18 protein-coding genes and 2 tRNA genes are annotated in these 20909 nt (G+C 53.1%); 3 read left to right on the top strand and 17 right to left on the bottom strand.

The window, feature by feature from the left end; translation table 11 throughout:
• Positions 1-103: 103 nt before the first annotated feature.
• The 7 genes from rpsO to OLG56_RS02710 form a co-directional block, all read right to left on the bottom strand.
• The gene (gene rpsO, locus OLG56_RS02740; protein WP_000059465.1) at positions 104-373 is read right to left on the bottom strand and encodes a 30S ribosomal protein S15; all 270 of its coding nucleotides are present in this window, start codon (positions 371-373) and stop codon (positions 104-106) included.
• Between the two features lie 150 nt (positions 374-523).
• On the bottom strand, positions 524-1468 hold the full coding sequence (truB, locus tag OLG56_RS02735) for a tRNA pseudouridine(55) synthase TruB (RefSeq protein ID WP_079980905.1): 945 nt from the start codon (positions 1466-1468) through the stop codon (positions 524-526).
• Complete coding sequence (gene rbfA / locus OLG56_RS02730) at positions 1468-1869, bottom strand: 30S ribosome-binding factor RbfA (protein WP_001040208.1); 402 nt, start codon at positions 1867-1869, stop codon at positions 1468-1470. The genes truB and rbfA overlap by 1 nt, the downstream gene beginning before the upstream one ends.
• Before the next feature lie 220 nt (positions 1870-2089).
• A complete protein-coding gene (infB, locus tag OLG56_RS02725; RefSeq protein WP_000133064.1) occupies positions 2090-4768 on the bottom strand; it encodes a translation initiation factor IF-2 in 2679 nt (892 codons plus the stop codon).
• Between the two features lie 24 nt (positions 4769-4792).
• The gene (gene nusA, locus OLG56_RS02720) at positions 4793-6295 is read right to left on the bottom strand and encodes a transcription termination factor NusA (protein ID WP_001031038.1); all 1503 of its coding nucleotides are present in this window, start codon (positions 6293-6295) and stop codon (positions 4793-4795) included.
• A 27-nt stretch (positions 6296-6322) separates the two neighbouring features.
• A complete protein-coding gene (rimP, locus tag OLG56_RS02715) occupies positions 6323-6775 on the bottom strand; it encodes a ribosome maturation factor RimP (RefSeq protein ID WP_139763572.1) in 453 nt (150 codons plus the stop codon).
• Between the two features lie 207 nt (positions 6776-6982).
• Positions 6983-7059, bottom strand: a tRNA-Met gene (locus OLG56_RS02710).
• Between the two features lie 343 nt (positions 7060-7402).
• On the opposite strand from OLG56_RS02710, the gene argG reads away from it, so the two are divergent.
• The gene (gene argG / locus OLG56_RS02705) at positions 7403-8746 is read left to right on the top strand and encodes an argininosuccinate synthase (protein WP_000207653.1); all 1344 of its coding nucleotides are present in this window, start codon (positions 7403-7405) and stop codon (positions 8744-8746) included.
• A 158-nt stretch (positions 8747-8904) separates the two neighbouring features.
• Here argG and OLG56_RS02700 read toward each other — a convergent pair.
• The 7 genes from OLG56_RS02700 to rlmE form a co-directional block, all read right to left on the bottom strand.
• Positions 8905-10160 (bottom strand): IS3-like element ISSen1 family transposase gene (locus OLG56_RS02700; protein ID WP_094742629.1). Its coding sequence is split into 2 segments (ribosomal slippage): positions 8905-9809 and positions 9809-10160, totalling 1257 coding nucleotides; the frame shifts between segments, so codons are not numbered across the junction.
• Positions 10161-10258: 98 nt separating this feature from the next.
• Positions 10259-10345: transfer RNA gene (locus OLG56_RS02695), tRNA-Leu, on the bottom strand.
• Between the two features lie 13 nt (positions 10346-10358).
• Positions 10359-10691, bottom strand: a complete 333-nt coding sequence (secG, locus tag OLG56_RS02690) for a preprotein translocase subunit SecG (protein WP_000272680.1) — start codon at positions 10689-10691, stop codon at positions 10359-10361.
• Between the two features lie 214 nt (positions 10692-10905).
• Positions 10906-12243: a phosphoglucosamine mutase gene (glmM, locus tag OLG56_RS02685; protein WP_058111634.1), complete on the bottom strand. Its 1338-nt coding sequence runs from the start codon at positions 12241-12243 to the stop codon at positions 10906-10908.
• The gene (gene folP / locus OLG56_RS02680; protein WP_000764711.1) at positions 12236-13084 is read right to left on the bottom strand and encodes a dihydropteroate synthase; all 849 of its coding nucleotides are present in this window, start codon (positions 13082-13084) and stop codon (positions 12236-12238) included. Before folP ends, glmM begins: the two co-directional genes overlap by 8 nt.
• 104 nt (positions 13085-13188) lie before the next feature.
• Positions 13189-15123: an ATP-dependent zinc metalloprotease FtsH gene (gene ftsH, locus OLG56_RS02675; protein WP_001107481.1), complete on the bottom strand. Its 1935-nt coding sequence runs from the start codon at positions 15121-15123 to the stop codon at positions 13189-13191.
• A gap of 103 nt (positions 15124-15226) precedes the next feature.
• Entirely contained in the window at positions 15227-15853 is a 627-nt protein-coding gene (gene rlmE, locus OLG56_RS02670; protein ID WP_000145974.1) for a 23S rRNA (uridine(2552)-2'-O)-methyltransferase RlmE, read from the bottom strand.
• Positions 15854-15979: 126 nt separating this feature from the next.
• Between rlmE and yhbY the strand changes: the two genes are divergently transcribed.
• Positions 15980-16273: a ribosome assembly RNA-binding protein YhbY gene (gene yhbY, locus OLG56_RS02665; RefSeq protein WP_001592995.1), complete on the top strand. Its 294-nt coding sequence runs from the start codon at positions 15980-15982 to the stop codon at positions 16271-16273.
• Between the two features lie 155 nt (positions 16274-16428).
• Here the strand turns inward: yhbY and greA are convergent, their stop codons facing one another.
• Positions 16429-16905, bottom strand: a complete 477-nt coding sequence (gene greA / locus OLG56_RS02660) for a transcription elongation factor GreA (protein ID WP_001148008.1) — start codon at positions 16903-16905, stop codon at positions 16429-16431.
• A gap of 247 nt (positions 16906-17152) precedes the next feature.
• Between greA and dacB the strand changes: the two genes are divergently transcribed.
• Complete coding sequence (gene dacB, locus OLG56_RS02655) at positions 17153-18586, top strand: serine-type D-Ala-D-Ala carboxypeptidase (protein ID WP_001212686.1); 1434 nt, start codon at positions 17153-17155, stop codon at positions 18584-18586.
• 130 nt (positions 18587-18716) lie between these two features.
• Here the strand turns inward: dacB and cgtA are convergent, their stop codons facing one another.
• Together cgtA and OLG56_RS02645 are read right to left on the bottom strand one after the other, a co-directional pair.
• On the bottom strand, positions 18717-19889 hold the full coding sequence (gene cgtA / locus OLG56_RS02650) for an Obg family GTPase CgtA (protein ID WP_000673556.1): 1173 nt from the start codon (positions 19887-19889) through the stop codon (positions 18717-18719).
• Positions 19890-19904: 15 nt separating this feature from the next.
• A complete protein-coding gene (locus OLG56_RS02645; RefSeq protein ID WP_000813052.1) occupies positions 19905-20870 on the bottom strand; it encodes a DMT family transporter in 966 nt (321 codons plus the stop codon).
• Positions 20871-20909 lie beyond the last annotated feature (39 nt).

Below are 20909 nucleotides of genomic sequence, written 5' to 3'. Positions count from 1 at the left end.
GGAAGATCATTCATAGCAACAATACATTAGTTTCCAGCGAATTGCTGCCATCTGCTGGAAAAAAGGGGCCATGAAGGCCCCCTCTTTCTGAAACTCGAAAGAATTAGCGACGCAGACCCAGACGCTCAATCAGCGCGGTGTAGCGTGCAACATCTTTACGTTTCAGGTAGTCGAGCAGTTTACGACGCTGAGAAACCATACGCAGCAGACCACGACGGCTGTGGTGATCTTTTTTATGCTCTGCAAAGTGACCCTGCAGGTGGTTAATCTGTGCAGTCAACAGAGCAACCTGAACATCGGTAGAACCGGTGTCGTTTGCGTCACGACCGAACTCAGAAACGATTTTAGCTGTAGCTTCAGTACTTAGAGACATTTTAAAACTCCAAAGTATTTAAGAATGAGAGGACGCCGATCTCTAATTCAGCGATCCCAGTGTACGCCGCGTAAACTGTTAAATAATTTACGCGACGTTAAGCGGCGGTATTCTACTCGCAGCGCTCTCTTATCGCAAGACGAAGCGACATTACGCTGGGTACTCTACTACCAGCCGACGAGGCGCGACACGGCCTTCGTCGTCAATTTCGCCCATACCGATAAATTTACCGTCTTCACCTTCCGTCACACGAACCAGTCCCTTCAACGGCGCGCCCGTGGTACGAACCGGGTTGCCATTCTTGAAGTATACCGAAGATGTTAACGGTAGATTAACAACCGGATAGTCCGAAGCTGGACTGTCCATTGGCATCAATAATGGATCGAGCAACTGCGCCGCCGGAACGCCCTGCTGTTCCGCCTGTGCTACCAGCGTCTGCAAATGCTCCAGCGTCACCATACGATCCACCGGATACTTGCTGACCGTCAGACGACGCAGGTACGTTACGTGCGCGCCACAGCCCAGTTTCTCACCTAAATCATCAATAATGGTACGAATATAGGTGCCTTTGGAGCAATGAACTTCCAGCTCCAGCTCGTTACCTTCATGGCGAATAAACAGCAGCTCATAGACGGTAATCGGGCGGGCTTCGCGCGGCACTTCGATACCCTGGCGGGCATATTCGTACAGTTTCTTGCCCTGATACTTCAGCGCCGAATACATCGAGGGAATCTGTTCGATATCCCCACGAAAGGTCTCCAGCGCGCTCGCAAGCTGCTCAGCGCTGAAAGTCACCGGACGCTCCTGCACGATTTGACCATCGGCGTCAGAGGTATCCGTGCGCTGCCCCAGACGGGCAATAACACGATAGCGTTTGTCAGAATCCAGCAGGTACTGCGAAAATTTTGTCGCTTCGCCGAGGCAAATCGGCAACATGCCGGTCGCCAGCGGGTCCAGCGCGCCGGTATGCCCGGCGCGGTTGGCATTGTAGATGCGCTTAACTTTCTGCAGCACGTCATTGCTGGACATACCCTGCGGCTTATCCAGCAGCAGCACGCCGTGAATGTCGCGGCCACGACGACGAGGACGACTCATCAGTCCTCCTTGCTGTCGTCCGGGTTCACACGACGTTCTTCGTCATGTTTCACCACGTTAGTCACCAGGTTGGACATACGCATCCCTTCCACCAGCGAGTTGTCGTAGAAGAAGGTCAGTTCCGGTACGATGCGCAGACGCATCGCTTTACCCAGCAAGCTGCGGATGAAACCAGACGCTTCCTGCAGGGCCTTAATGCCGTTTTTCACAGCCGCTTCGTCCTGATCGTTGAGGAACGTCACGAATACTTTGGCGTATGCCAGATCGCGGGACATTTCAACACCCGATACGGTGGTCATCATACCTACACGTGGATCTTTGATTTCGCGTTGCAGGATGAGCGCGATCTCTTTCTGCATCTCTTGCGCTACGCGCTGAGGGCGACCAAATTCTTTCGCCATAATAAATTCTCCAGAATAAAGACAAAAAAGGGGCCATAAGCCCCTTTTTAAATTTCTTGCCGGGTGGCGCTTCGCTTACCCGGCCTACGCCTAATCATCTTCTAAGGATTTTGGATTGCAACAAGGCGGCAAGCTCGTAAATCCCCGGGAGCATAGATAACTATGTGACCGGGGTGAGCGAGCGCAGCCAACGCCGTTGCGGCCCAAAAGACGACGAAGATTAAGCGATAGTACGTTGGATCTCGATAATCTCGAATACTTCGATCATATCGCCAACGCGAACGTCGTTGTAGTTCTTCACGCCGATACCACATTCCATGCCGTTACGGACTTCGTTAACGTCATCTTTGAAGCGGCGCAGGGATTCCAGCTCGCCTTCATAGATAACCACGTTGTCACGCAGAACGCGGATTGGGTTATGGCGTTTAATCGTACCTTCGGTAACCATACAGCCCGCGATCGCGCCGAATTTCGGCGATTTGAACACATCGCGCACTTCAGCCAGACCGATGATCTGCTGTTTCAGTTCCGGAGACAGCATACCGCTCATCGCCGCTTTCACTTCGTCGATCAGGTTATAGATGACGGAGTAGTAACGCAGATCCAGGCTTTCAGATTCGATCACTTTACGCGCAGAGGCATCGGCACGAACGTTGAAGCCCACCAGAATGGCGTTGGACGCCGCAGCCAGGGTCGCGTCGGTTTCGGTGATACCACCTACGCCAGAACCGATGATCTTCACTTTCACTTCGTCGGTAGACAGTTTCAGCAAAGAGTCGGAAATCGCTTCCACAGAACCCTGTACGTCGGCCTTCAGCACGATGTTCACTTCGTGAACTTCGCCTTCGGTCATGTTGGCGAACATGTTCTCGAGTTTAGATTTCTGCTGACGCGCCAGTTTAACTTCACGGAATTTACCCTGACGATACAGAGCAACTTCACGCGCTTTCTTCTCGTCGCGAACGACGGTCACTTCGTCACCCGCAGCCGGAACGCCGGACAGGCCGAGGATTTCCACCGGAATGGACGGACCCGCTTCCAGCACTTCCTGACCCAGTTCGTTACGCATCGCACGCACGCGGCCGTATTCGAAGCCACACAGCACGATATCGCCCTTATGCAGCGTACCTTCGCGTACCAGAACGGTAGCCACCGGACCACGACCTTTATCCAGGAAGGATTCGATCACCGCGCCGCTCGCCATACCTTTGCGTACCGCTTTCAGTTCCAGAACTTCGGCCTGCAGCAGGATAGCATCAAGCAGTTCGTCAATACCGGTACCCGCTTTCGCAGACACGTGAACGAACTGGCTTTCACCGCCCCACTCTTCCGGCAGAATGCCGTACTGGGACAGTTCGTTCTTAACGCGATCCGGATCGGCTTCCGGCTTATCGATTTTGTTCACCGCAACCACGACCGGCACACCTGCCGCTTTCGCGTGCTGGATAGCTTCGATAGTCTGCGGCATCACACCGTCGTCTGCCGCTACCACCAGAACCACGATATCCGTTGCCTGGGCGCCGCGAGCACGCATAGAAGTAAACGCGGCGTGACCCGGGGTATCCAGGAAGGTGATCATCCCGTTGTCAGTTTCAACGTGGTAAGCACCGATGTGCTGGGTAATGCCGCCCGCTTCGCCAGAGGCTACTTTCGTGGAACGAATGTAGTCCAGCAGAGAGGTTTTACCGTGGTCAACGTGACCCATGATGGTCACAACCGGTGCGCGCGGTTCAGCCGCAGCGCCGGTATCACGGTCGCTCATTACCGCTTCTTCCAGTTCGTTTTCACGACGCAGGATAACTTTGTGGCCCATCTCTTCGGCAACCAGCTGTGCGGTTTCCTGGTCGATGACCTGGTTGATAGTGGCCATGGCGCCCAGCTTCATCATCGCTTTGATGACCTGAGAACCTTTCACCGCCATCTTGTTCGCCAGTTCGCCAACGGTGATGGTTTCACCGATCACCACGTCACGGTTAACGGCCTGAGCGGGCTTCTGGAAGCCTTGCTGTAAAGAAGACCCTTTACGCTTGCCGCCTTTACCGCCGCGAACCGCAGCACGCGCTTCTTCGCGATCGGCTTTGGATTCGGCATGTTTGCCTTTTTTCGCCGGACGCGCCGCTTTTGCATTACGGCCACGACCACGACCGCCTTCAACTTCACGATCGTTTTCGTCTTCGGCCTGGCGCGCGTGCTGAGAAGTGGTGACATGATAGTCACTGGTGTCTTCTACTGGCTCAGGCGTTGCGGTCCATTTGTTTTCTTCCGCCATGCGGCGAGCTTCTTCTGCTACACGACGCGCTTCTTCTTCGAGTTTGCGACGTGCTTCTTCTTCCGCTTTACGCTTCAGCTCTGCAGCTTCATTCTCACGGCGGGCTTTTTCGGCCTGGGCGGTTTTGGTCATATCGTCAGTCTGTTGATTGCTCACTTTGTCTTTTTCCGCAGCTTCACGTTTCGCTTTTTCAGCGGCTTCACGCTTAGCTTGTTCTGCGGCCTCGCGTTCAGCTTTTTGTTGCGCCTCGCGTTTGGCCTGTTCTTCTGCCTCACGACGGGCTTGCTCTTCCGCTTCACGCTGCGCCTGCTCTTCCGCGGCCAGGCGTTCAGCCTCTTGCGGATCGCGTTTCACAAAGGTGCGCTTCTTGCGGACTTCGATTTGTACCGATTTACTTTTTCCACCGGTACCTGGAATATTCAGGGTACTGCGCGTCTTACGCTGCAGCGTCAGTTTATCGGGACCAGAAACCGCTTCGCGGTTCAGGTGCGCCAGTAAAGTCTGTTTTTCTTGTGCGGACACAGAGTCGTCAGCAGATTTCCGGATACCTGCATCAGCAAACTGCTGTACCAGGCGATCCACGGAAACCTGTCTCTCTGCGGCCAGCGCTTTTAGGGTTACATCTGTCATGCTGTTCCTTCCTGCTACAGTTTATTACGCTTCGTCGCCGAACCAGCAAATATTACGGGCAGCCATAATCAGCTCACCGGCTTTTTCGTCGGTCAACCCTTCGATATCAGCCAGATCATCAATGCCCTGGTCGGCGAGATCTTCCAGCGTACAAACACCACGAGCCGCCAGTTTGAAAGCCATATCGCGATCTAATCCTTCCAGATTCAGCAGATCGTCAGCCGGTTTGTTATCACCGAGGCTTGCTTCCTGGTCCTGCGCCAGAGTGGCCAGTGCGTTTTTAGCACGCTCGCGCAGTGCTTCAACGGTCGGCTCATCAAGGCCGTCAATTTCCAGCAGTTCTTTCATTGGCACATAGGCCAGTTCTTCGAGCGTGGAGAAACCTTCTTCTACCAGAACGGTCGCGAACTCTTCATCAATATCAAGATATTTAGTAAAGATCTCGATAGCGGCATGTGCTTCAGCCTGATGTTTAGCCTGCAAGTCATCAACGGTCATTACGTTGAGTTCCCAGCCGCTCAATTGCGAAGCCAGGCGGACGTTCTGACCATTACGTCCGATCGCCTGCGCCAGATTACCGGCTTCAACGGCGATATCCATGGTATGTTTATCTTCGTCCACCACGATAGACGCGACGTCTGCCGGCGCCATCGCATTAATGACGAACTGCGCCGGGTTATCATCCCACAGCACGATATCGATACGCTCACCGCCCAGTTCGGTAGAGACCGCCTGAACGCGCGCGCCACGCATCCCCACGCAAGCGCCGACCGGATCGATACGTTTATCGTTAGTTTTCACTGCGATTTTCGCACGAGAACCCGGATCGCGAGCCGCCGCTTTAATTTCAATCACTTCTTCGCCGATTTCCGGCACTTCGATGCGGAACAGTTCGATCAGCATTTCCGGCTTGGAACGGGTGACGAACAGCTGCGCGCCACGCGCTTCCGGGCGAACAGCATACAGCACGCCGCGAATACGGTCGCCAGGACGGAAGTTTTCGCGCGGCAGCATATCTTCACGCAGAATCACCGCTTCAGCGTTACCGGCCATCCCTTCAGATTTAATTTCCAGAGAGATATTGTCGCGGTTTACTTTCTTCACCACGCCAGTGACGATTTCGCCTTCCTGGTCGCGGAACTGATCGACAACCATCGCCCGTTCGGCTTCACGCACTTTCTGCACGATAACCTGTTTCGCAGTCTGCGTGGTGATACGGTCAAAGGTGACAGATTCAATCTGATCTTCAACATAGTCGCCGACATTCAGACTTTCGTCTTCAAAGCGCGCCGCTTCCAGCGTAATTTCCTTCGTCGGCATGGTCACTTCTTCAACGATCAACCAACGGCGGAAAGTATCAAAATCACCGCTTTTACGATCGATTTCTACACGAACATCGATCTCCTGCTCATATTTTTTCTTTGTTGCTGTCGCCAGCGCACTTTCCAGCGCTTCAAAAATTTTTTCGCGTGGCAGCGCTTTTTCGTTGGAGACGGCTTCAACAACAGCCAAAATTTCTTTGTTCATCGCGGGCTTTTCACCTCATCCAGACTGTTAAAAGTGGGGAACCAGGTTCGCCTTCTGGATATTACTCAGCGCGAACACTTCATCTTTGCCTTCGACTGTGACGGTAATCATTTCACCGTCCACCGCTTTGATAATGCCCTGCCACTTGCGACGGTTCTGTACCGCCATGCGAAGAACCAGCGCGACTTCTTCACCCTGGAAACGCGCATAATGATCGGCAGTGAACATAGGACGGTCGAGACCCGGTGACGAGACTTCAAGGTTGTAAGCCACGGAGATAGGATCTTCAACGTCCAGCACCGCGCTTACCTGGTAGCTCACATCAGCACAATCATCAACATTGATGCCATCTTCACTATCAATATAGATGCGCAGTGTGGATGTGCGACCGCGAATAAATTCGATGCCGACCAGCTCGTAGCCTAAGGCTTCAACTGGCGCTGTAATCATCTCTGTTAATTTTTGCTCTAATGTGGACAAGCCCACCCCCAAGACATAAAAAAAGGGCCTAAAGCCCAGTTATTCTGTAGTCAGATAACAAAAAACCCCGATAAATCGGGGCTTTAGATAACTGAACCCTATAACCGCAACGGCGGTCTGGTGTACCTTCCGAAAGAATTTTTTTCAAATCCAGCTACGAAGGACATAATCTTCACAGTATATTTGAAAAAGAACTCTAAGGGAAAGTGGTTGCGGGGGCCGGATTTGAACCGACGACCTTCGGGTTATGAGCCCGACGAGCTACCAGGCTGCTCCACCCCGCGCCTGAAACGTGGCAAATTCTACTCGTTTTGGGTAAAAAATGCAAATACTGCTGGGATTTGGTACCGAGGACGGGACGTAAAATCTGCGCACAGTATAGTGACCAGGCATGAGTTATGTCAACCCTATTCCCAATATGCAGATGAATGAATATCACTCTTCGTTATACTCATCCCATCTCTCCGGCTTATACACGCATTTCACAACGTTATTTCAGTAAACCTTCACTAAACGCTTCCTGTCTCTGCTAAAAGATGATTAAATGAAAACTCATTTATTTTGCATAAAAATGCACTAAAGCAGAAACCGATCTCATTATCAGTCAATCAAGCAGGGTTCTATTCTATGACGACGATTCTTAAGCATCTTCCAGCAGGTCAACGTATTGGTATCGCTTTTTCCGGCGGTCTGGACACCAGCGCCGCGCTGCTGTGGATGCGACAAAAAGGAGCTGTCCCATATGCCTATACTGCGAATCTGGGACAACCGGATGAGGATGACTATGACGCCATTCCTCGTCGCGCAATGGAGTATGGCGCAGAGAATGCTCGCCTGATTGATTGCCGCAAGCAGTTGGTTGCAGAAGGGATCGCAGCGATTCAGTGCGGCGCTTTCCATAATACGACTGGCGGACTGACCTATTTCAATACCACGCCGCTGGGCCGTGCCGTGACCGGCACGATGCTGGTCGCCGCGATGAAAGAAGACGGCGTGAATATCTGGGGCGACGGCAGCACCTATAAAGGCAACGATATTGAACGTTTCTATCGTTACGGCTTGCTGACCAACGCCGAGCTGCAGATTTACAAACCGTGGCTGGATACCGACTTTATCGATGAGCTGGGTGGTCGCCATGAGATGTCTGAATTTATGATTGCCTGCGGTTTCGACTATAAGATGTCAGTCGAAAAAGCCTACTCCACCGACTCCAACATGCTCGGCGCCACGCATGAAGCGAAAGATCTGGAGTTTCTTAACTCCAGCGTCAAGATCGTCAACCCGATTATGGGCGTGAAGTTCTGGGACGAAAGCGTGAAGATCCCGGCAGAAGTTGTGACCGTCCGCTTCGAGCAGGGTCACCCTGTTGCCCTGAACGGTAAAACCTTCAGCGATGATGTTGAGATGATGCTGGAAGCGAACCGCATCGGTGGCCGTCACGGCCTGGGCATGAGCGACCAAATTGAAAACCGCATCATTGAAGCGAAAAGCCGCGGTATTTATGAAGCCCCCGGAATGGCACTGCTGCACATCGCTTACGAGCGTCTGCTGACCGGTATTCACAACGAAGACACCATTGAACAGTATCATTCTCATGGTCGTCAGCTGGGTAAACTGCTGTATCAGGGCCGCTGGTTCGACTCTCAGGCGCTGATGCTGCGTGACGGCCTGCAACGTTGGGTCGCCAGCCAGATTACCGGTGAGGTCACACTCGAGTTGCGTCGCGGCAACGACTACTCCATCCTGAACACGGTGTCTGACAACCTGACCTATAAGGCTGAGCGTTTGACCATGGAGAAAGGCGAGTCCGTGTTCTCACCGGACGATCGTATCGGTCAATTGACCATGCGTAATCTGGACATTACCGATACCCGCGAGAAACTGTTCGGCTACGCGAAAGCGGGTCTGTTAACCGCCTCTTCCGCGACCGGTCTGCCGCAGGTTGAGAATCTGGAAAACAAAGCGAAGTAAACATTTATCATTTTAAGGCCGCGAAAGCGGCCTTTTTTATGCGCGGAATATAAGGTGTCTGTTGGCCTGATAAACGTAGCGCCATCATGGGTTGTAATAATGTCGGATGGCGGCGTAAACGTCTTATCCGACCTACAGACAACCACAAATAACAATGACTAGTCCTGATATAGGTTGACAGTTTTTTGTCTGTAAAACGCCTGATGAACATCATCGGGCGTTTTGTATTTCAGGGCCAGGTGTGGCCGTTCATGGTTATAAATTGCCACGGACTCTTTTACTATTTCCCGCGCTTGCGCCAGGTCTGCAGGACGCGAGAGTAAAAACTCATTTTTCAGTATCCCGTTTATTCTCTCAGCCAGCGCATTCTGGTAGCAGTCGTAACCATCGGTCATTGAACAGGTTATTCCGTTTCGCTCATGAACTGACTGATAAAGTACCGAACAGTATTGCAGTCCTCTGTCAGAGTGATGTACCAGCGGACCTGTCGTTTTTCTCCGTCTCAGAGCCTGCCTGAATGCCTTTACCACATTTTCTGTCTGCAGGTTTTCCCCGACATGGTAACCCACGATTTTTCTGGAGCAGGCATCGGTGACCAGACTCAGATAGGCCGTGCCGCTGCGTAGTGGAAGGTAAGTAATATCGGCGACCCAGACCTGCTCTGGCTCAAGGGCGGTAACCTGTTCAGGGCCGGGTTTCAGCAGATTAGGATGCCGGTAAAAGCGATGATGGCTGTTGGTGGTTTTGTGATATGCCCGTTTCACGGGTACCAGGAGCCGGTATTCACCCAGCAGATTAAACAGACGGTCCCGTCCGATATTCAGCGTTTTATCGGCCTGCATGTTCAGCATATAGTGCAGTTTACGCGTACCGATTCGCGGCTGACGGCACCGGGTACGGGCAACAAAATCAAGAACCTGAGCATGATGCTCCTGCCGTTTATTACATCTTGTATTGTACTGGTACCACGCCTGTCTGCTGTGCCCCAGGAACTGACATGCACGCGTAACTGTTATTTTGGGGGCCTGACTTTGCGTGAGGACTTGCCGGGCCGCTTTTTTACAACACTTACCCCGTAATCATTTTTCAGGACGTTGATAACGGACTCAAAAAACTCAGCTTTCTGGTTTGCCAGCTCAAGCTGCTCTTCAAGTTCCCTGATTCTTTGCTCGGGTGTCAGCGGGATAGTTGTCTGAGCCACAGGCAGTTTCCTCTTCACCAGGTCAGGAAGTCCGGGTCTCCAGTCAAGCCGGCCATATTTACGCAGCCAGACAAGTACGGTGGAGCGCCCCTGAATGCCATATCGCTGCTGGGCCTGTTTATAGGTCATCTCGCCTTTTTCGACCTGCTCAACGACGGCTATTTTAAAGGATAGAGGATAATCGCGTTGGGTGCGTTTGAACTCAGTCATCATCACGTTCTCCGGATTTAAGTCTGGAACGTGTCAACGCTATTCAGGACGGGTCACAAACGAAAAAAAAGACGCTTTTCAGCGTCTTTCTTTCGGAATATTGGTACCGAGGACGGGACTTGAACCCGTAAGCCCTATTGGGCACTACCACCTCAAGGTAGCGTGTCTACCAATTCCACCACCTCGGCACGGATACTGCTATTAGCGCGGGATATCGCTGGTCGGCTGGGCCGGTGCAGCAGGTTGAGTCTGCTCGGTCTTCGCCGGCGCGCTCAGATTTTCCCACTCGCTTCCTTTATTGGTTTTGTTGCTATTGATATTACCCAACACCAGACTGATGATGAAGAACAGCGTCGCCAATACCGCCGTCATTCGGGTCATGAAGTTACCAGAACCACTTGAACCAAATAGCGTAGCGGAAGCGCCTGCTCCGAAGGAGGCTCCCATATCAGCGCCTTTACCTTGCTGCAGCATGATCAGACCTACAAGGCCAATTGCCACAATAAGGAAAACAACTAAAAGAGCTTCGTACATAATCAACCTGTTCCTTGCGGAGTTGCCGCGTACCAATGCTTCTACCAATAAAGCGGGATTTTTACTGTTTCCCACTGAAGCGGGTGTGAATACTAACCAAAGCGAATGACCTTCGCAAGGGCAATTTAAGCGCATTGTATCAACTGCGGAAAAAAACAGCAAAAGCGTTGTTTTTTGCGGGCCGTAAGGCGGCAACCGCCGCCTTTTTAGTCACTTAAACGGCTTTTACCGCATCCGCGATACGATGGGCGAATTCCGTAACCTGCGCTTCATCCTCGCCTTCCACCATCACGCGAATCAGCGGTTCGGTACCGGATTTACGTAGCAGTACCCGCCCACGATTGCCGAGCGTGGCTTCTACGTCCGCCGTTACCGCTTTCACCGCTTCATTTTCCAGCGGATCGCCGCTACCGGCGGTGTAACGCACGTTAACCAGAATCTGCGGGAACATTTTCATACCGCTGCACAGATCGTGCAGACTCATATGATTACGCACCATCGCCGCCAGAACTTGTAGCCCCGCTACAATACCGTCGCCAGTGGTCGTTTTATCCAGCAGAATAACGTGACCAGAGTTTTCCGCGCCGATGCGCCAGCCTTTTTCCTGCAATTTTTCCAGCACGTAGCGGTCGCCCACTTTCGCCCGGGCAAACGGAATGCCAAGCTGCTTGAGCGCCAGCTCCAGCCCCATATTGCTCATCAGCGTCCCCACCGCGCCGCCGCGCAGTTGCCCCTGGCGCAGCCCTTCGCGCGCGATGATATACATGATCTGATCGCCATCGACTTTATTGCCTTCATGGTCAACCATGATGACCCGGTCGCCGTCGCCGTCAAGCGCAATGCCGAGGTCCGCCTTCTCCGCCAACACGCGCGCCTGCAACGCGCGCACGTCGGTCGCGCCCACTTCTTCGTTAATGTTGACGCCGTTTGGCTCACAGCCGATGGCGATAACGGTCGCGCCCAGCTCGCGCAGCACATTCGGTGCGATATGGTAGGTAGCGCCGTTGGCGCAATCCACAACCACTTTCAGACCGTTGAGGCTCAGTTCGTTCGGGAAGGTGCCTTTACAGAACTCAATATAGCGTCCGGCGGCGTCGACGATGCGGCTCGCTTTCCCCAGCTCGGCGGAGTCTACGCAGGTGATCTCTTTTTCCATTTCGGCTTCGATGGCTTCTTCCACATCGTCAGGCAGTTTCGTACCGTCGATAGAGAAGAATTTAATGCCGTTATCATAGAACGGGTTATGCGAAGCCGAGATAACGATACCCGCCTCCGCGCGGAAAGTCCGCGTCAAATAGGCGATGGCTGGCGTTGGCATAGGTCCGGTAAACGAGGCCGACAGCCCCGCAGCGGCAAGGCCCGCCTCCAGCGCGGACTCCAGCATATAGCCGGAAATACGCGTATCTTTACCGATAATGATTTTACGCGAGCCATGACGCGCCAGCACTTTTCCGGCAGCCCAACCCAGTTTAAGCACGAAATCAGGTGTAATGGGGGCATTGCCTACACGTCCGCGAATCCCATCGGTACCGAAATATTTACGATTACTCATAGCGTTTGTTTCCCTTTGCAGACAGAGTGGCTTCTACCACCCGCATCGCCTCTACGGTTTCTTTGACGTCATGGACGCGAATGATCTGCGCGCCCTGCATCGCGGCAATTACCGCGCACGCAAGGCTGCCGTTCAGACGGTCTGATGGTCCCACGTTAAGTAACTGACCAACCATCGTTTTACGTGACATGCCCACCAGCAGCGGCAGGTTAAAATGATGAAACTCACCCAGCCGCGCCAGTAAGGTATAATTGTGAGAGAGATTTTTACCGAAACCGAATCCGGGGTCGAGCAACAATTTCTCTTTTGCGATGCCGGCCTTCTCACAACGTGCTATTTGCTCAATAAAGTAGCGATTCACCTCGGCAAAGACATCGTCATATTTCGGCGCCTCCTGCATGGTTTTGGGGTTGCCCTGCATGTGCATAAGACTGACCGGCAAGCCGGTTTCCGCTGCCGCTTCCAACGCGCCGGGTTCGGAGAGCGAACGGACATCATTGATAATATGCGCGCCCGCCCTTGCCGCTTCACGGATCACCTCGGGTTTAGAGGTATCCACAGAAATCCACACTTCAAAGCGTTGCGCGATTGCTTCCAGTACCGGAATAACGCGATCCAGCTCTTCTTCCACGCTCACTTCCGCCGCGCCTGGTCGCGTTGATTCCCCCCCCACATCAATAATTGTCGCCCCGGCATTCACCATTAAATTCGCATGTTTCACCGCCTCAATCAGCGTGTTATGCGCGCCGCCGTCGGAGAACGAATCCGGCGTTACGTTCAGGATCCCCATAACATGCGGATGAGTGAGATCGAGCGTGGCGCCCTGAGCGAAGAGTTTCATGGTCAAAATCCCTGTTTTATTTGTGGTGAGTAAAAAAAAGAAAAACCCCGGGGCAAGCCCCAGGGTTTCGGTGAGCGCTAAACATAATGTTGTACAACAAACGCTTATTTGTCGCCCAGCTGCTCTGACATTGTGTTGCCCGGGTTCGGCGTGCGTGGTTCATCAACCGGACGCGGCGCCTGAGGCGTACCATTGCTGTCAGAGTTATTGGTGCCGTTTGGATCTTCCCAGCCCGCAGGCGGACGCACTTCACGACGCGCCATCAGGTCATCAATCTGCGGCGCATCGATGGTTTCATATTTCATCAGCGCATCTTTCATCGCGTGCAGAATATCCATATTGTCAGTCAGGATCTGACGAGCGCGATTGTAGTTACGTTCAATCAGCGCTTTCACTTCCTGGTCGATGATACGCGCAGTTTCATCAGACATATGTTTCGCTTTTGCGACGCTACGGCCGAGGAACACTTCGCCCTCTTCTTCCGCATACAGCAACGGACCGAGTTTCTCCGAGAAGCCCCACTGGGTGACCATGTTACGCGCCAGGTTAGTCGCGACTTTAATGTCGTTCGACGCCCCGGTAGAAACATGCTCAACGCCGTAGATGATCTCTTCCGCCAGACGACCGCCGTACAGCGTGCTGATTTGGCTTTCCAGCTTCTGACGGCTGGCGCTGATCGCGTCGCCTTCAGGCAGGAAGAAGGTCACGCCCAGCGCACGACCGCGCGGGATAATCGTCACTTTGTGCACCGGATCGTGTTCCGGCACCAGGCGACCGATAATCGCGTGGCCCGCTTCGTGGTACGCGGTCGACTCTTTCTGCGCTTCCGTCATCACCATGGAGCGACGTTCGGCGCCCATCATGATTTTGTCTTTCGCTTTCTCGAACTCAACCATCGACACAACGCGCTTGTTACCACGAGCCGCAAACAGCGCCGCTTCGTTGACCAGGTTCGCCAGGTCCGCACCGGAGAAGCCCGGCGTACCGCGCGCAATGATCGCCGCATCAATATCCGTCGCTAACGGTACGCGACGCATATGCACCTTCAGAATCTGCTCACGACCGCGAACATCCGGCAGGCCTACCACCACCTGACGGTCGAAACGACCAGGACGCAGCAGCGCCGGGTCAAGGACGTCCGGACGGTTAGTTGCGGCGATAACGATGATACCTTCGTTACCTTCGAAGCCGTCCATCTCAACCAGCATCTGGTTCAACGTCTGCTCACGTTCATCGTGACCGCCGCCAAGACCTGCGCCACGCTGGCGACCGACGGCGTCGATTTCATCGATGAAGATAATGCACGGCGCCGCTTTCTTGGCCTGTTCGAACATGTCACGCACACGAGACGCGCCGACACCGACGAACATTTCCACAAAGTCAGAACCGGAAATCGTAAAGAATGGCACCTTCGCTTCACCCGCAATGGCTTTTGCCAGCAGGGTTTTACCGGTACCCGGCGGGCCGACCATCAGGACGCCTTTCGGAATTTTACCGCCCAGCTTCTGGAAACGACTCGGTTCACGCAGGTATTCAACCAGTTCCGCCACTTCTTCTTTCGCTTCGTCACAGCCCGCGACGTCAGCAAACGTGGTTTTGATCTGATCTTCCGTCAGCATACGCGCCTTGCTCTTACCGAACGACATGGCGCCTTTGCCACCGCCGCCCTGCATCTGACGCATGAAGAAGATCCAGACGCCGATCAGCAACAGCATCGGGAACCAGGAAATGAAGATAGAAGCCAGCAGGCTTGGCTCTTCAGGTGGTTCGCCAACAACCTTGACGTTTTTAGTCAGCAGGTTATCAAGCAGCTTCGGATCATTAATCGGAATGTAAGTCGTGTAACGGTTACTATCTTTCTTGGTAACGTTGATCTCACGTCCGTTGATACGCGCTTCGCGAACCTGGTCCTGATTGACCTCTTGCAGGAAGGTAGAGTAATCCACCTTACGGCCATTAGACTCGCTGGGCCCAAAGCTCTGGAATACTGACATCAGCACAACGGCAATGACCAGCCAGAGTATTAGGTTTTTCGCCATGTCACTCAAGGGATTAACCTCTTATTACAACTGTGTTAAAAACAGCGTCAGGATACTCTATATCCAGTTTCTTTCAAACCTTACGTCTGAAATCTGCCGGTTATCACTTTCGCCCGGTCGCTACAATGTACACTTCACGCGAACGCGCACGCGAAGAGTCCGGCTTACGAACTTTAACCTTCGTAAACAGGGAGCGAATTTCCCTTAGATACTCATCGAAACCTTCGCCCTGGAACACCTTCACTACAAAACTTCCGCCTGGCGCCAGCACATCGCGGCACATCTCTAACGCCAGCTCCACCAGATACATGGCACGGGGGATATCCACCGCCGGTGTTCCGCTCATGTTTGGTGCCATATCCGACATGACAACTTGTACTTTACTGTCACCCACGCGTTCCAGTAACGCTTTCATGACAAGTTCATCACGAAAATCGCCCTGAAGAAAGTCCACACCAACGATAGGATCCATAGGTAAAAGATCACAAGCGATGATGCGGCCTTTGCCGCCAATCTGCGTGACCACATACTGTGACCAGCCTCCTGGCGCAGCGCCGAGATCGACTACCGTCATTCCCGGCTTAAAAAGTTTGTCACTTTGCTGTATTTCATCAAGTTTAAACCAGGCACGGGAGCGTAGCCCCTTTTTCTGCGCCTGTTGAACATATTTATCGCTAAAGTGTTCCTGAAGCCAGCGGCTTGAGCTGGCAGAACGCTTTTTACCTGTCATTTAACTTTCCCGTCGGGGCAGTTCATCGTAGCCAATGGCGTAAATTTCTACACGCCTATTTGGCGATATAAGGGAGATGGCGGTAGAATGACCCGTTTTCAATCCCAACGTAAGCAAAAATATACGATGAATCTGAGTACTAAACAAAAACAGCACCTAAAAGGTCTGGCACATCCGCTCAAGCCTGTTGTTATGCTTGGCAATAATGGTTTGACCGAAGGGGTACTGGCCGAGATTGAACAAGCGTTAGAGCACCATGAACTTATCAAGGTGAAAATCGCCTCGGAAGATCGCGAAACAAAAACCTTGATCGTGGACGCTATCGTGCGCGAAACCGGCGCCTGTAACGTACAGGTCATCGGTAAAACGCTGGTGCTGTATCGCCCAACTAAAGAGCGTAAAATCTCGCTGCCGCGTTAAGGATATCCTAAAGTCGAACACAAAATCTGTGTAAAACGAGGGGTTTTCCACGAGCAGGAGAGCAAAATGCCACGCTCTCTCCGTTGATAAAAGGCCGCTATGCGGCCTTTTTCCTTTCTTTACAATACACCAACAATTTGCGTATTGAGTACTGCTTAAAGGTATTCCACTTTAAGCACTTCGTATTCCACATCGCCGCCAGGCGTTTTGATCACCACGACGTCATCCTGCTCTTTGCCGATCAGGCCGCGAGCGATTGGCGAGTTTACCGAAATGAGATTTTGCTTAAAATCCGCCTCATCATCGCCAACAATACGATAGGTCTGCTCTTCGTCGGTGTCCAGGTTCAGCACCGTGACGGTAGCGCCGAAAATCACGCGACCATTGTTCGGCATTTTAGTGACATCAATCACCTGCGCATTCGACAGTTTTGCTTCGATATCTTTAATGCGTCCTTCGCAGAAACCCTGCTGTTCGCGTGCAGCATGATACTCCGCGTTTTCTTTTAAATCGCCATGTTCGCGCGCTTCGGCGATAGCGGCGATGATTTCAGGACGGCGCACAGATTTCAGAAAATCCAGCTCTTCGCGCAGTTTTTCGGCTCCGCGTAAGGTCATCGGAATAGCTTGCATTTGTTATACCTCTTGAACATTCCTGTAGGGGGCAATGAACTCTACCCCGGCTGCTAAGCCAGCCCCGGCATATGCCATACCAGGGTCAGAAGCAAAAAAACACCAACCCGGGCGCGCAGTCCCAGGTCAGCTACAATTTCCTCTTTGATAACCATTTTACCCTGGAGTTCCCTATGGGTCATCGTTTACTTTTTAGGGCGTTGCGCCGTAGTATGACGGCTTGTTTCCAGGGTGTTAGCGCGAGATTATGCGATTTTCCAGATTTATCATCGGATTGACCACCAGTATAGCGTTCAGCGTTCAGGCCGCGAATATTGACGAATACATCAAACAGCTTCCGGCCGGCGCCAACCTCGCGCTGATGGTGCAAAAGATTGGCGCGCCCGCGCCAGCTATTGATTATCATAGTCAGCAGATGGCGCTTCCCGCCAGTACCCAAAAGGTGATTACCGCGCTGGCGGCGCTGATTCAACTCGGCCCGGATTTCCGTTTTACGACCACGCTGGAGACTAAAGGCAACGTCGATAACGGCATCCTGAAAGGTGACGTAATTGCGCGATTCGGTGGCGATCCAACGCTAAGACGTCAGGATATTCGCAATATGGTCGCGACGTTGAAAAAGTCAGGCGTCACGCAAATCGACGGCAATGTGCTTATCGACACGTCGATTTTCGCCAGCCACGATAAAGCGCCAGGCTGGCCGTGGAACGACCTGACGCAGTGTTTCAGCGCGCCTCCCGCCGCCGCCATTGTTGACCGCAACTGTTTTTCTGTGTCGCTTTATAGCGCGCAAAAACCAAACGATTTAGCTTTTATTCGCGTGGCCTCTTATTATCCGGTAACGATGTTCAGCCAGGTACGGACTCTGCCGCGCGGTTCGGCAGACGCGCAGTATTGCGAGCTGGATGTTGTGCCTGGCGATTTGAACCGTTATACGCTTACCGGCTGTTTACCACAGCGCGCCGACCCGCTGCCGCTGGCCTTTGCTATTCAGGACGGCGCCAGCTACGCGGGCGCGATCCTCAAGCAGGAACTGAAAGAGGCCGGGATAACTTACCGCGGCACACTGCTGCGCCAGACGCAGGTTAACGAGCCCGGAACGATCGTCGCCAGTAAACAGTCGGCGCCACTGCACGATCTGCTTAAGATTATGCTGAAAAAGTCAGACAACATGATCGCCGATACTGTTTTTCGGATGATTGGTCATGTCAGGTTTAACGTGCCTGGCACCTGGCGGGCGGGATCGGATGCCGTTCGCCAGATCCTGCGCCAACAGGCGGGAATTGATATCGGCAATACCATTATTGCCGACGGTTCCGGTCTTTCTCGCCATAACCTGATCGCTCCCGCCACGATGATGCAGGTGCTGCAATATATCGCCCAACACGATAACGAGCTGAACTTTATCTCTATGCTGCCGCTGGCGGGCTATGATGGTTCATTGCAATACCGCGCCGGACTGCATCAGGCGGGCGTAGACGGTAAGGTTTCGGCGAAAACTGGGTCACTGCAGGGCGTGTATAATCTGGCGGGCTTTATTACCACCGCAAGCGGGCAACGGATGGCATTTGTACAGTATTTGTCGGGCTACGCGGTTCCACCTGCCGATCAGCGTAATCGGCGTATTCCGCTGGTACGCTTCGAGAGTCGGTTGTACAAGGATATTTATCAGAATAACTGAGTGCATTATTGCCGGATGGCGGCGCTAACGCGTCTTGTCCGGCCTACAACGAACATAATAAAACGGGCCGCAAATGCGGCCCGTTGGCTTTTGTAGGCCGGATAAGCGTTAGCGCCATCCGGCTACGAGATTAACGTTTGTAGATGAACTCGACGCCTTCTTCGTCGTCTTCATCCCAGTCGTCATCCCAGTCATCGTCTGCGTCTTCTTCCACTTCAGCCAACTGCTGGCGATGATAATCGTCCCACATGAACTCGACTTTTTCCGGCTGTTTTGCTTCTTCAGCCTGCGCGATCGGATTCTCGATGATAAAGGTCATCACATCCCAGCAGAGATCTTTCACCCCCAGCTGACTGGCGGCGGAAATCAGATAGTATTTCCCTTCCCAGCCCAACGCTTCGGCGATCGCTTTCGCTTTCTCTTCCGCTTCGGTTTTATCCATCAGATCGATCTTGTTGAACACTAACCAGCGCGGTTTAGCCGCCAGATCCTGGCTGTATTTTTCCAGTTCGCCAATAATGATACGGGCGTTTTCCACCGGATCGGAACCGTCGATCGGATCGATATCAATGAGGTGCAGCAGTACGCGGCAACGTTCGAGGTGCTTCAGGAAGCGAATCCCCAGGCCCGCGCCTTCCGCCGCGCCTTCGATCAACCCCGGAATGTCAGCCACCACAAAACTCTTTTCGCTGTCCATTCGTACCACGCCCAGGCTCGGCACCAGCGTGGTAAACGGATAGTCCGCGACTTTCGGTTTTGCTGCCGATACCGCGCGAATGAACGTTGATTTACCGGCGTTTGGCATCCCCAGCATCCCGACATCCGCCAGCAGCATCAGTTCCAGCAGCAGGTCGCGCTTATCGCCCGGCGTACCATTGGTTTTCTGGCGCGGCGTACGGTTAACCGAGGATTTAAAACGGGTATTGCCTAACCCATGCCAGCCGCCCTTCGCGACCAACAGACGCTGACCGTGTTTGGTCATGTCGCCCATCGTTTCACCGGTTCCCTGGTCGATAACGCGCGTACCGACCGGCACTTTGATGGTCACGTCTTTACCGCGTTTACCGGTACAGTCGCGGCTCGCGCCATTCTGACCACGTTCAGCGCGGAATGATTTTTCAAAGCGGTAATCGATCAGCGTATTCAGGTTTTCATCGGCTTCCATCCAGACGTCGCCGCCGTCGCCGCCATCACCGCCGTCCGGGCCGCCTTTCGGGATATATTTTTCGCGGCGGAAGCTCACACAGCCATTACCGCCATCGCCTGCAACGACCAGAATCGATGCTTCATCAACAAACTTCATTTTATTCTCCGTAAATCATTCGCCTGAGCGGGGTTGCGAAACCACCGTTTCATGCTTGCGTAAACCGCCCCAAATACGATGACCAATGGCGGAATACATCGCGCCCGCAACCACGACAAACGCACCGAGATAACCTAAAAGGTTTAACATCGGTCTGGCGAAGAAATCGGGCCAGGCCATAGATAAAAGATCTGAAAACAGCAGGGTAAATAGCGGTGTAAGCGTGATTATCGCACTCACCTGCGCCGCCTGCCAACGCGCCATCGCTTCCGCCAGGGCGCCATATCCTACCAGCGTATTTAGCCCGCAGAAAATCAAACAGGCGAGCTGCCAGTCGCTCAGTTGCGCTATCACCATCGGTTTTGCCAGCGGCAAGAGCGCTATCGTACATAAAGTGTACAGTAAAAACAGGATCTGCTGCGAGGCCAGACGTCGCAATAATACTTTTTGCGCCACGCCATAGCTCACCCACACCATCGCCGCGCCTACGCCAAAAATAACGCCCCAGGTGTAGTCGGTCAGTCGGGTAAAAATCTCGATCAGACTGGTGTTAAAAAACATCACCAGCCCGCTCAATAACATCAGCGCGCCAATCACCTGCGTACCGCGCATCTTTTCTTTCAGAATAAAGACGCTGGCGACCATCATGCCAACCGGCGAGAGCTGGCCGATAACCTGCGACGCGGTTGGGCTTAAATATTGCAGGGAAGAACTGAACAAAATGAAATTACCGAACAGTCCGCAGGTCGCTATCGCTAATAACACCAACCAGCGCGGCTTACGAAAAATACGCAGCGGCGGCAGCTTTCTTTTTACTGCCAGTATCGCCCCGAGGCCAATACTGGCCATTAAGAAGCGGTAGAAGACAATGGTTGAAGGCTCCATCACCTCCAGCACTTGCTTCATTGCTATTGGCAACGCTCCCCAGCACATCGCGGTAGTGAGCGCTAAAAGAATGCCAATGCCTGCCTGCTGCTTCATGCCGTGTTCCCTGCAAAGACCCGTTAACGGCATTCGCAC

The sequence above is a fragment of the Salmonella sp. 2018103 genome (assembly GCF_026247685.1).
GTDB lineage: Bacteria > Pseudomonadota > Gammaproteobacteria > Enterobacterales > Enterobacteriaceae > Salmonella > Salmonella enterica.
Note: the sequence above shows the minus strand (reverse complement) of the source record. Positions and strands in the feature narration are given on the sequence as shown.

Coding starts and splice junctions, on each gene's coding strand:
- rpsO (WP_000059465.1), bottom strand. CDS start 373: ATGTCTCTAAGTACTGAAGCTACAGCTAAAATCGTTTCTGAGTTCGGT.
- truB (WP_079980905.1), bottom strand. CDS start 1,468: ATGAGTCGTCCTCGTCGTCGTGGCCGCGACATTCACGGCGTGCTGCTG.
- rbfA (WP_001040208.1), bottom strand. CDS start 1,869: ATGGCGAAAGAATTTGGTCGCCCTCAGCGCGTAGCGCAAGAGATGCAG.
- infB (WP_000133064.1), bottom strand. CDS start 4,768: ATGACAGATGTAACCCTAAAAGCGCTGGCCGCAGAGAGACAGGTTTCC.
- nusA (WP_001031038.1), bottom strand. CDS start 6,295: ATGAACAAAGAAATTTTGGCTGTTGTTGAAGCCGTCTCCAACGAAAAA.
- argG (WP_000207653.1), top strand. CDS start 7,403: ATGACGACGATTCTTAAGCATCTTCCAGCAGGTCAACGTATTGGTATC.
- secG (WP_000272680.1), bottom strand. CDS start 10,691: ATGTACGAAGCTCTTTTAGTTGTTTTCCTTATTGTGGCAATTGGCCTT.
- glmM (WP_058111634.1), bottom strand. CDS start 12,243: ATGAGTAATCGTAAATATTTCGGTACCGATGGGATTCGCGGACGTGTA.
- folP (WP_000764711.1), bottom strand. CDS start 13,084: ATGAAACTCTTCGCTCAGGGCGCCACGCTCGATCTCACTCATCCGCAT.
- ftsH (WP_001107481.1), bottom strand. CDS start 15,123: ATGGCGAAAAACCTAATACTCTGGCTGGTCATTGCCGTTGTGCTGATG.
- rlmE (WP_000145974.1), bottom strand. CDS start 15,853: ATGACAGGTAAAAAGCGTTCTGCCAGCTCAAGCCGCTGGCTTCAGGAA.
- yhbY (WP_001592995.1), top strand. CDS start 15,980: ATGAATCTGAGTACTAAACAAAAACAGCACCTAAAAGGTCTGGCACAT.
- greA (WP_001148008.1), bottom strand. CDS start 16,905: ATGCAAGCTATTCCGATGACCTTACGCGGAGCCGAAAAACTGCGCGAA.
- dacB (WP_001212686.1), top strand. CDS start 17,153: ATGCGATTTTCCAGATTTATCATCGGATTGACCACCAGTATAGCGTTC.
- cgtA (WP_000673556.1), bottom strand. CDS start 19,889: ATGAAGTTTGTTGATGAAGCATCGATTCTGGTCGTTGCAGGCGATGGC.
- OLG56_RS02645 (WP_000813052.1), bottom strand. CDS start 20,870: ATGAAGCAGCAGGCAGGCATTGGCATTCTTTTAGCGCTCACTACCGCG.